The sequence below is a fragment of the Geobacter sp. DSM 9736 genome (genome assembly GCF_900187405.1).
Lineage (GTDB): Bacteria > Desulfobacterota > Desulfuromonadia > Geobacterales > Geobacteraceae > DSM-9736.
In genome coordinates, this window is record NZ_LT896716.1 from 232,386 (window position 1) to 247,149 (window position 14,764).

Here is a 14,764-nt window from a genome sequence, read left to right on the forward strand (position 1 = left end):
TGTGCCGGGGAGGGTAAACATGTCGCTGCCGGAGACGGCAGGGACGGAAACCATGGATCCTCAGGTTCCATCGGAAAAAGAGTAAGACGGAGGTAAGAATGAAAACGAAGAATGTGGTACTCTCAATCGCGGTTCTGGGCCTTGCGGTCGCCATAAGCGGGTGCGGCAGCAGTGGAGGAGGAGTTTCCCTTTCCGGCGGAGCCGCGACTTCCGGCCAGCAGACCCCTGCTGCTGATTCCACCGCAGGTACTGCCACAGCGGCCGTCCAGGCGGGTAAAACCATCTATGATGGCAGGTGTGCGGGGTGCCACAAGCTGGGGAGCTACGATACGACCGGTTCCTACATGGATCTGATGGGTACGGGGAACAACATTGAAGCCAAATTTTCCGGCTCCCACAACGGCATCACTCTGGCCGCTACCGAATCGCGGGATGTCAGGGCTTTCATAGATGTAAATTCCGGCATTGCTCCAGCTCCCGCGGCTGATCCGACGCCCGATGCCCCAACCTCGCCGGCACCGGCTGCCGGCACCCCCCAGCCCGCAACGAGCACCAACGGAAAAAACCTCTACGACGGCAGGTGTGCCGGTTGCCACAAACTCGGGAGCTATGATGCCGCCGGGTCTCCTGAGCTTGCGGGCAAAGGAAGCGCGGTGACAACCAAGCTCGCCGCTTCCCACATGGGTATCACCCTTGCCGCCACAGATGTGGCCGACATCAGGACATTCATCGAAGCGAACTCTGCGAGCCCAGCTCCGGCCCCCGTTGTTACTACGCCGCCCGTACCGGTCCCGGTTTCTCCCCAGGAGCCGGCATCCACGCCAACACCTGCTCCGGCTGCGCCTGCCGGGAAGGCTTCGTTCGACAGCAAATGTGCAGGATGCCATTCCTTCGCGACCCTTTCCGGCAGGGGTAACCTCGTCGCATCCAAATTCCCGGTAGCGGGGGCAGCTGGGCATAACGGCATCACACTCTCGGCAACAGAGATAACCGATATCAGGTCCTACCTCGATGCCCCGGCTGCCGGCCAGCCCGCTTCTCCGTCGGCACCGGCGCCGGTTGTCCTTGATGGTCAGACGCTCTACGCAAACTACTGCGCCCTGTGCCACGGATCACTCACCAGATCGGACATCAGGGGAGAATCCGCAAGCGATACCCAGTCCGCCATCAACAGAAACAAGGGAGGGATGGGGACAGCCACGCTGAAGAGCCTTACCATCACCCAGTTGGAAGCCATCGCAAACGCGCTGAGGTAGTAGCGCTTCGCTGATGCGGGACAACAAGAAGGGGCTGCTGAGCAGCCCCTTCGTTATTTCTTCGATGTGTCACGGCTGTCCGGCATTTCGGCCAGCGCGTCGAGGAGAGCTCCCACGATGGGTTTGATCCGATCATCGCTCAGGCCGTAACCCGACAGCAGCACTTTTTCCATTACCTGCTCCCCGTAGATCTTCCGCGCTTCCGGCAGGGCCGCCAGCCTTTCTGCTATCTCCTTCTTTAGGCGTGACCGGGCAAGCCCGAGGTCGTGGCGGAAAGATTTGAGAGCCTCCCTTCGGAGGTGCTCCGCCGCCCATTGCTCCACAACCCGATATCCCTTGCTGTTTTCCACGAAAGCTCCCCAGTCGGCTGTCGTATCGTCGGCGAGTCCGTCGGCTTCCACTTCGCCGTAGATCTGCCGCAGCAGCCCCAAGGGTAGTTCTTCGTCCTGCTCAAGTCCGAAAAAGCCCGGGCGGCCTACGATTTTCCCTCCCACCCGTACTGCTACTCCGAAGCTCTTGAGTTTCTGTCTACGGTCCACGATCTTGAACCGCAAACGGACAGGGCCTGCGTCGGGAAGTTCGGCATCGAGCTGAAAGCCCGTGCCGGGAATGTCTTCCATATCGACAAGAGTGCCGTTTACATGGATATGGAAGTCGCGCTGCCTTCCGTACTCGATGGTGAGCAGTTCCTTGAGTTTCTCCGGGCTCGGGAAGGAGAGGTTCTGATTCAGGTCCGAGAGGGTGATCGTCGTGCCATGGTCGGAGGGATCGCAGGGGACGGTGTTGATGAGCAGGTCGAACTGCTCCAGGTCCATGTCTGCTGCGAGGAGGTCATGGCGTGGAATCGTGAGGTAGGTTGCGGTACCTGCCGCCCGGGTTTCCAGCTGCATGATGTCCGCTGCCATGAGACCTGCGAACTTGCCGATCCCCTTGCGCCCCTTCACCCGGCGGTTCTTCCAGGAGGTGAGGTCCCCCAGGGAGGAGCGCCGGTCACGCGCCACCGTAAGGTACTCCCGGCGCACTTCACGCTCGTCCATCCCGATGCCGTCATCCCTGATGATGATCGGGTCGCTGGTAAGCGGTTCAGGAAGCTGGATCCAGACGTTCTCCGCGTCGGCGTCCCACGCATTGTCCACCAGTTCCTTCAGCGCGTGCTCCGTCGAGCGGTACGTTTCGCCCAGCAGCATTGCCAGCCGCGGATCGATCTTGAAGTGTGCGGTCTGGATCATGGGCAGCCTCTTTCTGCACGTTCCACCGTTCTCTTCATTCTACCCCCTAAAGGCGTATCAGATCTTCATGCTGCTCTTCGTGCGGATTGATATGGATCATGACGTCACCCACGTTCGGAAATTTCTCGAATATCAGCCGCTTGACGTGGGTAGCAATGGCATGGGAGTTTTTTACCGTCATCTCAGGGTCCATGTCCAGCTTCAGGTCCACGATTACATATTGGCCGGATCTGCGTGCCTTGATCTCGTGGACATGCTCCACTCCCTCCACCCCTTCCGCGAGGAGGGTTATCGCACTGACCAGTTCCTGCGAGGGGAGGGCGTCCATAAGGTCGTGTGCCGCGGAGCGAAAGGTTACCCAGCCTATATGAAAGATGAATAACGATGTGATGCCGGCAGCTATCGGGTCCATTGCGCCGAAGCCGAAAAAGGCGGCAGTGACGCCGATCAGGGTGGCGATGGAGGTGAGCGCGTCTTTGCGGTGGTCTCTGGCGATAGCTATGATCGCCGGACTTTCGAGGCGAGCCCCCTTTCGGATCGAATAGCGGAAAAGCCACTCCTTCGTGATGATTGTCAGAAGTGCGGCGGCTACCGCAACGAATCCCGGTGTTTCATGTCCACCCAGAATGATCGACCGGGCGGAGCGGTACAGGATTCCGGCGCCGGTGCCGAAGATGATGATCGACACGATCACGGCCGAGATGCTCTCGGCTTTTCCGTGGCCGTAGGGGTGCTCCTCATCGAAGGGCTTGCGGCCTATGCGCAGCGCGACCATCGTCGAAAATATGGCGATAAAGTCGCATGCACTCTCTACGCCGTCGGCAAGGACGGCTTCCGATCTTCCAAAATAGCCGGCAAGAATCTTCCCGGTCATGAGGAGCGCGTTGACCAGGAAGCCGATACGGATGACCTGCTCGGCTTCTCCGAAGCGTTCATTGCGCTGCATCGAAACCTCCGGAAGAGAGAAGAGGGTGCCGTCCCCGAATCAACTTCATCAGAGGGCATCTCCTTCCTCGGCTGGCCGGATGTCCTTGAGGCGAAGCTGAAGGCCCTGGCGGCCGTTCCAGACGTTCTTCTGCAGGGTGAAGGCGATATCGGCGCATCCCTGCGTTCCCCATTCCCCCGCCATGTTGAATCCTATAGCCTCGAACGTGCGTCCCCCGGCCGCAACCCGCAGTTTAAGGTGCGATTCCTTGAGAATACGCCGTTCGGCGATCTTCACCCTTCGCAGTGCGAAGACCGGCTCAGGATTTCCTGCTCCGAAAGGTGCGAGATGCTCCATCTGATCCGCCAGATCAAGGGTAATGTCAGTCGGATCGAGTTCCGCATCGATGTTTATTTCCGGTGTGAGATCCTCCTCGGACAGGGAACCGGCCGCCACCTGATCGAACATCTCGACGAACGCTTCCAGGGTCGCTTCGTCGATGGTCAGCCCGGCGGCATATTTGTGCCCTCCGAACTTGACCAGGTGCTCGGAGCAAGCGTTGAGGGCGTCATGGAGGTGGAAATTCGGGATGCTTCGTCCGGAGCCGCGGCCGCTTCCTTCCTGGAGAGCGATGAGAACGGTGGGCCGGTAGAAGATGTCAACGATACGGGAGGCTACGATGCCGATAACCCCCGGATGCCATGCCTCGGAGGAGAGTACGATGCTTTTTCTTCCCGAGGCGGCTCCGTCTTGCACCATGGCAAGAGCCTGGCGAAGGATTTCCTGCTCGATGGCCTGACGTTCCGCATTGCTTCTGTCGAGATCCAGCGCTATCTGGGCAGAGCGGGCCGCATCCCGGCTAAGCAGCAGTTCCACCCCCAGGGCGGCGTCTTCCAGTCTGCCTGCGGCGTTGAGGCGAGGGGCGAGACGGAACCCGACGCCGCCGCAACTCACTGCGCCGGAAATCCCGGCTACCCTTTTCAGCGCTTCTACGCCTGGCCTCGTCGTCCGGGACAGCTGTATAAGACCATGACGGGCGAAAATACGGTTTTCATCTATGAGTGGAACTATGTCGGCAATGGTTCCGAGAGCGACGAGGTCGAGGAATTCGCGCAGGTTCGGTTCAGTAACGGAGCCGAAGAAGCCGAGCTCCCGCAGGCGGCTGCGCAGCGCGATGAGCAGGTTGAAGGCGACTCCGACCCCTGCGAGTTGCTTGAAGGGGAAACGGCAGTCCGGGTGGAGCGGGTTGACGAGAGCCAGCGCCTCGGGGAGCTTCGCCGGGGGAGTATGATGATCGGTGATGATGAGGTCGAGGCCGAGATCCTTGCAGAGAGCGGCTTCGGACACTGCGGTTATTCCGCAGTCAACGGTCACTATTATCCGGGCGCCCCGGGCGGCTACGGCCTCTATTCCATCGGCGGCAAGCCCGTATCCTTCTTCGAGGCGGTGGGGAATGTAATAGAAGCAATCGAGGCCGACGGCACGAAAGAAGCCTATGAGCAGGGCAACGGAGGTAATACCGTCCACGTCGTAATCGCCGTAGACGCACACCCTCTCTCCGCGGGCAATCGCCGTCGTCAGCCGCTCCACTGCCGCTTCCATGCCGTGAAGCAGGAAAGGGTCGTGGAGTTCCCCCAGCGCTGCGGAGAGAAAGAGGTTGGCTCTGTCGGGGTCCGAAATTCCCCTGTTCAGGAGAATTCGTCCTAGCAGGGGGGGGATTCCCGTACTGGTCAACCGGTCGATATCGGCCCGGTCGGGGTTGCGTATGTTCCAGCGTCTTGCGATCACCGGTTTCATGCCATGCCCCGTGGTATCATTGCCGGGCCGGGAACGAAAAATCCCCGGCCGGAGCCGGGGATTCTCTTCACTTCAGGCCTCCGCCGCTTTTCAGCTGCTCTATCATTCCCCTGATCTGTTGTGCCTGAGGGCTGGAGGAGTCGACGGCAAGAAACCGGTTCCAGGCGGCTATGGCCTTGTCCGGCTGGTTCAGGTCGGTCGCGTAGACGATGCCGATGTTGAAGAGGCTCTGCACATGCTTCGGATCTATCTGCGCCGCCTTCTCGAAGTTGGCGATAGCTTTGTCGTACCAGCCTACGTTCTTGTACATCACTCCCTGGTCGGTGAGTACGTTGGGGTTGTTCGGCTGAAGTTCGAGGGCTTTGCCGTAGGCGGAAATCGCCTTCTGGGGCTGGTTTGTGTCGAAATAATCGTTGCCGAGCTGGACCCATGCCTGAACGTTCTTCGGATCCTGCGCGACGATCTTTTCCGCTTCGGTTATCCGTTGCTGGACTTCGGCCGGTGAAGTGGCCGGCATGGCATTGCCCACCGGCGCGGCCGGTTCTTTGCTCTTGTTGGCGACGCCGAGCACGAGGACCGTACCGAGTATACCTACAAGCAGTGCGATGACGACGTAAAGCATATTTTCCTTGTTCACGAAATCTCCTCCTTAAGCTTTTGCTTTTGCGCCACGGTTCTCGAGTATTACCACTACCGGGCTCGCAACGAAAATTGACGAGTAGGTTGCCACGACGACTCCGACGACGAGGGCGAAGGCGAAGTCATGGATGACTTCACCGCCGAAGAGGAAAAGGGAGAAAGCCGCCAGAAATGTGGTGATGGAGGTGATGACGGTCCGTGATAGTACCTCGTTGATGCTCTTGTTGAAGATTGACGGCAGCGATTCCTTCAGGTTCTTATGGAGGTTTTCCCGGATCCTGTCGAAGACCACGACCGTGTCGGTAAGCGAGTAGCCGGCGATTGTGAGGACCGCGGTGATCAGCAGGAGATTGACCTCCTTGTCGAGGACGAAGAAGACCGCAATCATGGCCAGGACGTCATGGGTGGTAGATACAACGGCGCCTACACCGAACTTGAAGTCGAAACGCCAGGCGATGTAGATGATGATGCCGATGAGCGAGATAACGACTGCAACAAGCGTGTCCTTCCTGAGTTTATCCCCGATGGAGGGGCCGATTTCGGTGGAGCTCTCTACTACGAAGCTGTTGCCGGGCATTTCCTGCTTGAACACACCCTCTATGGTTTCCGCTACCTTCCCCGTTGCGAGGGTGGTCTTGCCGACCTTGATGAGGAGTTTGTTACCCTCCTTTATCTCCTGGAGGTTAGCTTCCTTCAGGTTGTGCTTTGCAAGGGCTTGCCGGGCCTGCTCGATGCTTACCGGCTGGGCGAATTTCAGCTGGACCGACGTGCCGCCGGAGAAGTCGATCCCCATGTTGGCGGTACCGAGTGCAATCTGGATTATCCCGATGATGCCGATGATGCTGATGATACCGGAGATGATGAAGGAGATATTCTTCATTCCTATGAAATCGATGTTGGTCTTCTTGAGCAGTTCCATTCAACCCTCCCTATATGCTCAGTCTCTTTACACCACGCGACAGGAACCAGTCGTAGATGACTCTGGTGGCGACCAGCGCGGTGAAGAGATTGATGATGATACCAAGGCTCAGCGACACCGCGAAACCCTTCACGGGCCCGGTGCCGAACTGGAAGAGGACGGCCGCGGTTATGAGTGTGGTGACATGGGAATCCATGATGGTGAGAAACGCTTTGTCATATCCGGCATCCACTCCTGCCGCCGGGGTCTTGCCGAGCCGTAGCTCCTCCCGGATACGCTCGAAGATGAGGACGTTGGAGTCGACCGACATCCCCACGAGCAGGACGATTGCCGCGATGCCCGGAAGAGTCAGCGTTGCACCCAGTGCGGCAAGGGCCCCCATCAGGTAGACGATGTTGAGGACCATGCCCGCATTGGCGATCAGGCCCGACAGCTTGTAGTAGATGGCCATGAAGACTACGACGAGAGCCACACCAACAAGTCCGGCGATGAGCCCCTTGTTGATCGAGTCCTGGCCCAGCGATGGCCCTACGGTCACATTCTGGATAATGTTGACCGGTGCCGGGAGGGAGCCTGCACGAAGCACTATGGCGAGGTCTGCGGCTTCCTTTTCGGTGAAGGAGCCGGAGATCTGGGCGCTGCCGCCGGAAATGCGCTCCCGGATGACCGGGGCGGAGTAGATGTTGTTGTCGAGAACGATGGCGAAACGTTTGCCCACGTTGGCAGCCGTGATCTGGTCGAAGAGGCGGGCGCCGGTCGAATTGAATTCTATGGCAACGTAAGGCTGGTTGAACTGGGAGTCGATCCGTACCTGTGCGTCTGTGAGAAGGTCGCCGGTAATTATCGCCTTGCGCTTGACGACCAGAGGGTTTTCGGAAACCGCGCCGGTGGTGGGATCCACCCTCTTTTCCATGAGGAGTTCATCATCCTCGGGGATCGTGCCGGGGGTGGCGCCGATGGGATTGATGCTTTCATCCACCAGCTTGAACTCCAGCCGCGCCGTCTTTCCAATCAGCTCGATGGCGCGCTTCGGGTCCTTTATGCCCGGAAGTTGAACCACGATGTGATTGATTCCTTCCCGTTGGATGACAGGTTCGGAAACTCCGAACTGGTCTATCCTGTTACGGATAGTTTCGAGCGCCTGGGCAACTGCCTTGTCCTTGCGATCCTGGGCCGTCTTTTCGTTCATCCTGAGCTGAAGGGTTATAAAGCCCCCCTGTTCTCCCTGCGGGAGCAGTTCGAGCTCCGGGTATTTCTTCTTAACCAGCTGCTGTACGGTGTCGGCGGTTCCTTTGTCGTAGAGGGTCATCTCTACCCGATCTCCTCCCGCTTTCCCGATACGCTTGAAGCGGAGGTTCTGGGCGCTGAGCGAGTCTTCAAGGTCGCCGGCGATCAGGTCGAGAGCACCTTCAACCGCCTTCTCGGTTTCAACCTCCATCACCAGGTGGGTACCACCCTGGAGGTCGAGCCCCAGATGGATTTTGTCCTTGGGGAGGAGCCCTTTCCACCAGGAGGGAAGAGGGGAAACCAGGGTAGGGACAAGATAGAGGCAGGAAATCATTAAAAACAGGAAAATCAGTGAAGCGCGCCAGGTTAGGCCCTTGGACATACGACATGCTCCTTTCGCTATGGTCGAACCGGCCTGAGCCTTCAAGCAAGCTCGTTTCGGCAAAGAGATCGATGCTCACCCGCCTGAGCGGGTGGCAGGCTCAGCTTTTTTTCACCACGCTGGCGACGTGTCCCTTGTTGAACTTGACGTTCACTCCGGTGGAGATTTCGAGCGTAACGACATCTCCTTCGAGGGAGGTCACCTTTCCGTGCATACCGCCGGCGGTGATTACCTGGTCTCCCTTCTTGAGTGAGTCGAGGAGCGCCCGGTGTTCCTTGGCTTTCTTCTGCTGGGGGCGGATGAGGAGAAAGTAGAAAATCGCGAACATCAGGACCAGCGGCACCAGGTTGAGCAGCGCAGACTGGCTGCCGCCGCCGGTGCCTCCTGGGGGTGCTGCCATTGCAAAAGCCAAACCTAACATAGTGAAGACCTCCGGACTCAAGAATTACCGGGCCATGCAGGGAGACGCCGTATGCGGGTTCTCCTCAATGGACCGGGTGTGTAGGTTGAAGTATAAAGCTGTATCACTGCACGGCAACTGCTGCCGCTAAGCACTCATGTGATGCGGTACCCGTTCTGACTCCGTTCGTAGAAATCGGCCCTGAACTGCTTGAACCGGTCTTCGGCGATAGCTTTCCGCGCTTCGGCCATCAGGTTCAGGAAGTAGTGGAGGTTATGCCACGTGTTGAGCCGTGAAGCCAGGATTTCCCGTGACCGGAAGAGGTGCCGGAGGTAAGCGCGGCTGTAATTGCGGCAAACGTAGCAGGTGCAGTCGGGGTCAACCGGCGACTGATCTTCGGCATATGCCGCTCCCTTGATGTTGAGGCGACCCCTGGAAGTGAAGAGCATTCCGTTTCTGGCATTTCTGGTCGGCATCACGCAGTCGAACATGTCGAATCCAGCATTGATCGCTTCCACAAGATCCTCCGGGGCGCCTATTCCCATGACGTAGCGAGGCTGTTCCTCGGGGAGAAACGGTGCGCACTGATTCAGCATCTCGTGCATTACCGGTTTTTCTTCCCCAACCGACAAGCCTCCGAGGGCGTAGCCGTCGAAGCCGATCTCCTGCATTTCCATGGCGCTCTGTCTCCGCAGGTCCGGATACATTCCCCCCTGGACGATTCCAAAAAGCGCCTGCCCCTCCCGCCGATGAACAGCTTTGCAGCGGCGTGCCCATCGCCCGGTAAGTTCCATGGAGCGGCGAACGTAACCGTACTCTGCCGGATAAGGAGGGCACTCGTCGAAGCACATGATGATGTCGCTCCCGAGCGACTCCTGAATGCGAATTGCGGTTTCGGGGGAGATGAAATGGGTGGAGCCGTCCAGGTGCGAGCGGAAACTTACCCCTTCTTCGGAGATCTTGCGCAGCTCCCCGAGGCTGAAGACCTGAAAACCGCCGCTATCGGTGAGGATCGGGCCCTTCCAGTTCATGAAGCCGTGGAGACCGCCGAGTCGGCCGATGAGGTCGTGGCCGGGCCGGAGGTAAAGATGGTAGGTGTTGGCGAGGATGATCTGGGCGCCGGCTTCCCGCAGTTCCTCGGGGGTCATGGCCTTCACCGTCGCCTGGGTCCCCACGGGCATGAAAATAGGGGTGTCGATGGTGCCGTGCGTGGTTGTCAAAGAGCCGAGCCGGGCGGATGTGGAGCTGTCCCGGTGAAGAACCTTGAATGTTAGTGACGACAAGATGATCCTTTACTGCGGTCGAGGGGCCGCATTGCCCCTCGATCTTTGGTTACTCGATGAACATGGCATCGCCGTAGCTGAAGAAACGGAACTGCCGCTCCACTGCCTGCGCGTATGCCTCCAGCAGAAAATCCTTGCCGGCAAAGGCGGAAACGAGCATGAGCAGCGTGGACTTCGGCAGGTGAAAGTTCGTGATAAGCGCGTCTACGATCCTGAACCGGTAGCCGGGATAGATGAATATGTCCGCTTCCGTCTCGCCTGGCACCAGCACTCCGGCCTCATCGCTTGCGTGCTCCAGCGCCCGGCACACTGTGGTCCCCAGCGCCACGACACGTCCGCCTTTTCGGCGCGTCTCCGCGACTGCATCTGCCGTAGCTATAGGAATACTGCATAATTCCCGGTGCATCCGGTGCTCCCGGATGTCGTCCACGCGCACGGGCAGAAAGGTTCCCAGCCCTACGTGGAGGGTGACGGAGGCAATCGCTATTCCGCGGGCGACCAGTTCGTTCAGAAGCTCCGGTGTCATGTGCAGCCCGGCTGTGGGGGCTGCTACAGCTCCCCTGTTCCGACCGAAGACAGTCTGGTACCGCTCCTGGTCGAGGTCAGCCGAGGAACGCCTGATGTAAGGGGGGAGCGGCATCTGCCCAGCCCGATCAAGCCATTCTTCGAATCCTTCTTCAGGGGAAAAGGCTACCCTCCAGGTTTCATCCTGCCGTTCCACTACCTGTGCCGTAACCCCGTGAGGCAACCGTATCATCTGGCCGGGGCGAGGTGATTTCGATGCCCTGAGGAGGCACTGCCACACCTCCCCTGGCCCTGCGAGCCGCCGCACGAGAAATATCTCGGTTCGGCCGCCGCTCTCCTTGCTCCCTATGAGCCGCGCGGGTATGACCCGGGTATCGTTGAGGACGAGCAGGTCACCCGGGCGCAGCAGCGAAACGATTCCCGAAAAGACGGTTTCGGTCACCGTTCCATGGCTTCTTCGAAGAACGAGCAGTCGCGCGGCGTCCCGACGGGAAAGCGGTTCCTGGGCGATCAGTTCCGGAGGCAGCTGATAATCGAAGGTATCGAGATGCACGGTGTCAGTCGGCCGTCAACCTGCTCATGCGGACTCCCGGGTAATAGTAGGAAAGTATTTCCCGGTAGTCGAATCCGTCGGCTGCGCGCTGCTTCGATCCCCATTGGCAGAGCCCTACTCCGTGGCCGTAGCCGTTACCGGAAAATGATGCGTTCTCCGCGGAGGTCCTTACCTCGAAATTGGTGCTCTTGATTATGGTGGAGCCGACAGCCATGCGAAACTTGCCGGCAGGGACGACCTGCCGTCCTCTGGAAGTCACTAGGATAACCTCGCCGAGCCTGCCGCTCCTGTTTCTGCTTCCCGACACGATTTCCTTGATTCCTGCGCCAGGGATGCCCGCAGCATTAAGCTGCGTTTCTATCCTGCTTAGTGGAAGCACCTGCTCCCACCGGGCTGAAGGAGCGGTAGTGCAGTATCTGCATTCCACCCCCTTGAGGTATGGGAGCGAGGAGCCCCAGACATTCTCCGCCGCTTCGGTATGCCCGCCGCAATTCGAGTGGTAGAAGGCCCGTATTACATTGCCGTTGTATGTAAGAATCTCACCGGCAGTCTCTTCGACACCACGTGCGGCACGGCTGTCCTCGCTGTCCGATCCGTCATATACCTGGTCCATGATGCTCGATTCCAGGTCGTAAAGCGGATTTCTGCGCGTTCCCTTCTGGTAAACGGCATAGGAGCGGGCAATCACGGCCTGAGCTTTCACTGCCTCAATAGGCCACTGAGAGGAAATCTCGCTGTTGATCAGACCTACAAGGTATTCTTCGAGCGGGAGCTCGTTCACGACCAGGATCCCCTTGGCGTCGGGGAGGCATTCGATGGTGCCCCGGTAGCGCTTACCATTCACAAGTACATAAACGGGTGCGGACGCGACAAGGGACCCTACATGGCGGCCATTCACGGACAGGCCTTCCCTGGTCCTCCTTACTTCCAGCGGGTAGGAAAGACGAAGGGGATCACCCTTTCCGTCGGTTGCCAGAATTCCCGCCCCATCCACCCGCAGAACTTCGACCCCCTTCGAGATGGCTACTCTGATCATTTCCGGTTGCAGAGCCGCACGGGCCACCAGGGAGGGGATGAATGCCAGCGCCAGAATGAGAAGTAACCATCTTTTCACACGGAGATCCTTGTCAAAACTGGACGATGAAATCATAAAAATACACGCGAAGTCAATGTATTTAATGCCGGACAGGGGGCGGAGCTTGGCAAGTGAATTGCTACAATGTCATATTCTGCCAAAGGGCGCTAGAAGAGCCGGTAGTCCGAAGAGAAACCGGATGTTCAGGATTCGGAAGTGTGTCGCTCGTTTTGTCACGGTATCCGGAAGAGCAAAACCCTTGTGTCTCGCCAACCTCCGTTATCATACATTTTACAATAAGTGAAACTTAATTCTATCAGAGGCGGGGCGGCGGCTCTGGTTTACAGGCACTATTAGTCAGGGTTAATCGTCAAAGCGCTGTACTTTGTCTGTGATATGCAGTAGGCTGCGCATTCGCATAGCGGGAGACGATGAATTCACTGAAAGTAAAAATACTTGGATTGATTACTGCCATAGCGCTTCTGATAATAGCAGCTTCGGCATACATCAATGTCCAACAGCAGAAGCATCTGACTACGGATATAATCGAGCGTGATGCACAGGTTTTGACCGAAACCATCAGAACTGCAATCGCCGATGTCATGCGCAGTGGTCATCACGCCGATGTGCGCAGTATCTTTTCACGCATCCGTTCAGAGAATCACATCCGTTCCCTGCGTATCGTGAACCAGGAAGGCGTGGTCCTCAACTCCGCCGTGGCGGGGGAGATCGGCGCCATCACTCCCAGCAGGGAGCTGAAAGAAATCCGCTCGGGCAACCACGAGCGCGTTCACAACATGGCAGGGACTCGCGTCTACCACAGCCTTACCCCCATCTACAACGGTCCCCATTGCAGTGGCTGCCATGACCCTGCACGAAAGGTTCTGGGTGTCCTAGAACTGGAAATGTCGCTGGATTACGTCAACGATTTCTTCCAGGAGGGGCGTAGGTTCATTCTCGTGACTACCTCCGTCCTGGTCCTTCTTCTCGTTGCCTGTGTTTTTCTCTTTCTTCACATCTATGTGGACAAGCCGGTGAGGCAGATGGTTCGTGCAATGACCCAGGTGGAGGAGGGAAACCTGCACGAGCAGCCGGTGATTACGAGCAGTCAGGAGATGAACCTGCTCACCACGCACTTCAACCGGATGATCGAGCGGCTTAAGAGTCTTGTGGAAACCACCGTGGAGAACGAGGTGCAACTTGCCAAGGCGGAAGATAAGCTGGCACACCATTACGAGATCCACCAGATGAACCATAAACTGGCCGAGCAGATAAAGGAGATCGAAAACCTCAATATAATTCTGGAGGAGCGTATCGAGGAGATTGAGGGAGCAAACTACAAGATAGCCGATCTGGCGGGTGAACTGGAGGACAAGAACTATAACCTGGAAAAAGCTGTGGCAAAACTTTCCACCCTCTACAAGGTTGGCCTGGGCATCAACTCGATCATTGAGCTGGACAAGCTGTTCAACCTGATCGTGCGCACTACCATGGAGACTCTGCAGGCACAGATCGGTTACATAGTCCTCTACACTCCTAAGCAGGGGGTGCTTAGAATAAAGGCGCTCCACGGCCTGAACGATGTCTCCCCGGACGCTCACCTGCTGCCGATGCAGCCTTCAGGAGTGGCGACCTGGGTGATCAACAACCGGAAGCCGCTGCTGATCACCGACATGAAGGATGCACCCGGGTTCGACCGGTTCAGCGTGCTCGGTTACGAACGGAAGACCCTGGTTGCGGCACCCCTCATTGCCAAGGACGGGATTATCGGTACCATTACTGTGGTCAACAAGGTGGATAATTCGATTTACAATAACGAAGATCTGGAACTATTGACCACGATAGCTGCACAGGCAAGCATCGCCATCACCAATGCAAAACTGTACGATGAGCAGCAGAGGACCTACATGAATACGATCCACGCCCTCGTCTCGGCCATCGAAGCAAACGACAGTTACACACGCGGTCACTCCGAGCGGGTGACCCGCTACAGCCTGAAGCTGGCCGCGAAGCTCGGCCTTTCCGAAGAGCGGATGAAGATCATCGAGCGTGCAGCTATCCTCCACGATATAGGAAAGATCGGTATTAATCTCGCCCTTCTCAACAAGCAGGGGCTCCTCACACCCGAGGAGGTGCGCGAGCTGCAGCAGCATCCCGACATAGGGATGAAAATTCTCGAGCCGATCGAATTTCTCCACGACGTTCGCCTCTGCATAGGTCAGCATCATGAAAGGTTCGACGGACATGGGTACCCGCACAGCCTGAAAGGTGACCAGCTGCTCCTCGAATCGAGGATACTTGCGATAGCCGACGCTTTCGACGCCATGACTTCCGACCGGCCGTACCGAAAGGCCCTCAGCATCGAAACCGCGGTCGAGGAGCTGAAAAAGAACAGCGGCGGGCAATTCGACCCCGACCTCGTTCGCCATTTCATCCAGACTATAGGATGCGATTCAATGCTTGCCGGTTCCCCCGGTGATTCGGCCTTTATTTCCACATCCGCCGCCTGACGCTCAATCCCCTGCTCCTTGCCCGCTTCGCCCGGACCTTGCCC

General features: G+C 58.0%; 12 protein-coding genes. 2 read left to right on the forward strand and 10 right to left on the reverse strand.

Features of this window, described 5'->3' with window-relative positions; translation table 11 throughout:
- The first annotated feature begins 98 nt into the window (after positions 1 to 98).
- Positions 99 to 1,256 (forward strand): hypothetical protein, encoded by a 1,158-nt coding sequence (locus CFB04_RS01055; RefSeq protein ID WP_088533539.1) that lies wholly within the window; start codon positions 99 to 101, stop codon positions 1,254 to 1,256.
- 53 nt (positions 1,257 to 1,309) lie between these two features.
- Here the strand turns inward: CFB04_RS01055 and CFB04_RS01060 are convergent, their stop codons facing one another.
- From CFB04_RS01060 to CFB04_RS01105, 10 genes are all read right to left on the reverse strand, one after another.
- Positions 1,310 to 2,485, reverse strand: a complete 1,176-nt coding sequence (locus CFB04_RS01060; RefSeq protein WP_088533540.1) for an ATP-binding protein — start codon at positions 2,483 to 2,485, stop codon at positions 1,310 to 1,312.
- A 46-nt stretch (positions 2,486 to 2,531) separates the two neighbouring features.
- A complete protein-coding gene (locus CFB04_RS01065) occupies positions 2,532 to 3,431 on the reverse strand; it encodes a cation diffusion facilitator family transporter (RefSeq protein ID WP_088533541.1) in 900 nt (299 codons plus the stop codon).
- A gap of 48 nt (positions 3,432 to 3,479) precedes the next feature.
- Positions 3,480 to 5,207: a single-stranded-DNA-specific exonuclease RecJ gene (gene recJ / locus CFB04_RS01070; RefSeq protein ID WP_088533542.1), complete on the reverse strand. Its 1,728-nt coding sequence runs from the start codon at positions 5,205 to 5,207 to the stop codon at positions 3,480 to 3,482.
- Positions 5,208 to 5,274: 67 nt separating this feature from the next.
- Positions 5,275 to 5,844 (reverse strand): tetratricopeptide repeat protein, encoded by a 570-nt coding sequence (locus CFB04_RS01075; protein ID WP_088533543.1) that lies wholly within the window; start codon positions 5,842 to 5,844, stop codon positions 5,275 to 5,277.
- Positions 5,845 to 5,856: 12 nt separating this feature from the next.
- Positions 5,857 to 6,765: a protein translocase subunit SecF gene (secF, locus tag CFB04_RS01080; RefSeq protein WP_088533544.1), complete on the reverse strand. Its 909-nt coding sequence runs from the start codon at positions 6,763 to 6,765 to the stop codon at positions 5,857 to 5,859.
- 10 nt (positions 6,766 to 6,775) lie between these two features.
- Positions 6,776 to 8,374: a protein translocase subunit SecD gene (gene secD / locus CFB04_RS01085; RefSeq protein WP_088533545.1), complete on the reverse strand. Its 1,599-nt coding sequence runs from the start codon at positions 8,372 to 8,374 to the stop codon at positions 6,776 to 6,778.
- Between the two features lie 100 nt (positions 8,375 to 8,474).
- Positions 8,475 to 8,795, reverse strand: a complete 321-nt coding sequence (gene yajC / locus CFB04_RS01090; protein WP_088533546.1) for a preprotein translocase subunit YajC — start codon at positions 8,793 to 8,795, stop codon at positions 8,475 to 8,477.
- Between the two features lie 134 nt (positions 8,796 to 8,929).
- The gene (gene tgt / locus CFB04_RS01095; RefSeq protein ID WP_088533547.1) at positions 8,930 to 10,057 is read right to left on the reverse strand and encodes a tRNA guanosine(34) transglycosylase Tgt; all 1,128 of its coding nucleotides are present in this window, start codon (positions 10,055 to 10,057) and stop codon (positions 8,930 to 8,932) included.
- A gap of 49 nt (positions 10,058 to 10,106) precedes the next feature.
- On the reverse strand, positions 10,107 to 11,135 hold the full coding sequence (gene queA / locus CFB04_RS01100) for a tRNA preQ1(34) S-adenosylmethionine ribosyltransferase-isomerase QueA (RefSeq protein ID WP_088533548.1): 1,029 nt from the start codon (positions 11,133 to 11,135) through the stop codon (positions 10,107 to 10,109).
- 4 nt (positions 11,136 to 11,139) lie between these two features.
- Positions 11,140 to 12,249, reverse strand: coding sequence for a SpoIID/LytB domain-containing protein (locus CFB04_RS01105; RefSeq protein WP_231934306.1), 1,110 nt, complete (start codon positions 12,247 to 12,249; stop codon positions 11,140 to 11,142).
- Between the two features lie 392 nt (positions 12,250 to 12,641).
- Between CFB04_RS01105 and CFB04_RS01110 the strand changes: the two genes are divergently transcribed.
- Positions 12,642 to 14,720, forward strand: coding sequence for an HD domain-containing phosphohydrolase (locus CFB04_RS01110; RefSeq protein ID WP_088533550.1), 2,079 nt, complete (start codon positions 12,642 to 12,644; stop codon positions 14,718 to 14,720).
- The last annotated feature ends 44 nt before the right edge of the window (positions 14,721 to 14,764 follow it).

Coding starts and splice junctions, on each gene's coding strand:
- CFB04_RS01065 (WP_088533541.1), bottom strand. CDS start 3,431: ATGCAGCGCAATGAACGCTTCGGAGAAGCCGAGCAGGTCATCCGTATC.
- recJ (WP_088533542.1), bottom strand. CDS start 5,207: ATGAAACCGGTGATCGCAAGACGCTGGAACATACGCAACCCCGACCGG.
- yajC (WP_088533546.1), bottom strand. CDS start 8,795: ATGTTAGGTTTGGCTTTTGCAATGGCAGCACCCCCAGGAGGCACCGGC.
- secD (WP_088533545.1), bottom strand. CDS start 8,374: ATGTCCAAGGGCCTAACCTGGCGCGCTTCACTGATTTTCCTGTTTTTA.
- CFB04_RS01060 (WP_088533540.1), bottom strand. CDS start 2,485: ATGATCCAGACCGCACACTTCAAGATCGATCCGCGGCTGGCAATGCTG.
- CFB04_RS01055 (WP_088533539.1), top strand. CDS start 99: ATGAAAACGAAGAATGTGGTACTCTCAATCGCGGTTCTGGGCCTTGCG.
- secF (WP_088533544.1), bottom strand. CDS start 6,765: ATGGAACTGCTCAAGAAGACCAACATCGATTTCATAGGAATGAAGAAT.
- CFB04_RS01110 (WP_088533550.1), top strand. CDS start 12,642: ATGAATTCACTGAAAGTAAAAATACTTGGATTGATTACTGCCATAGCG.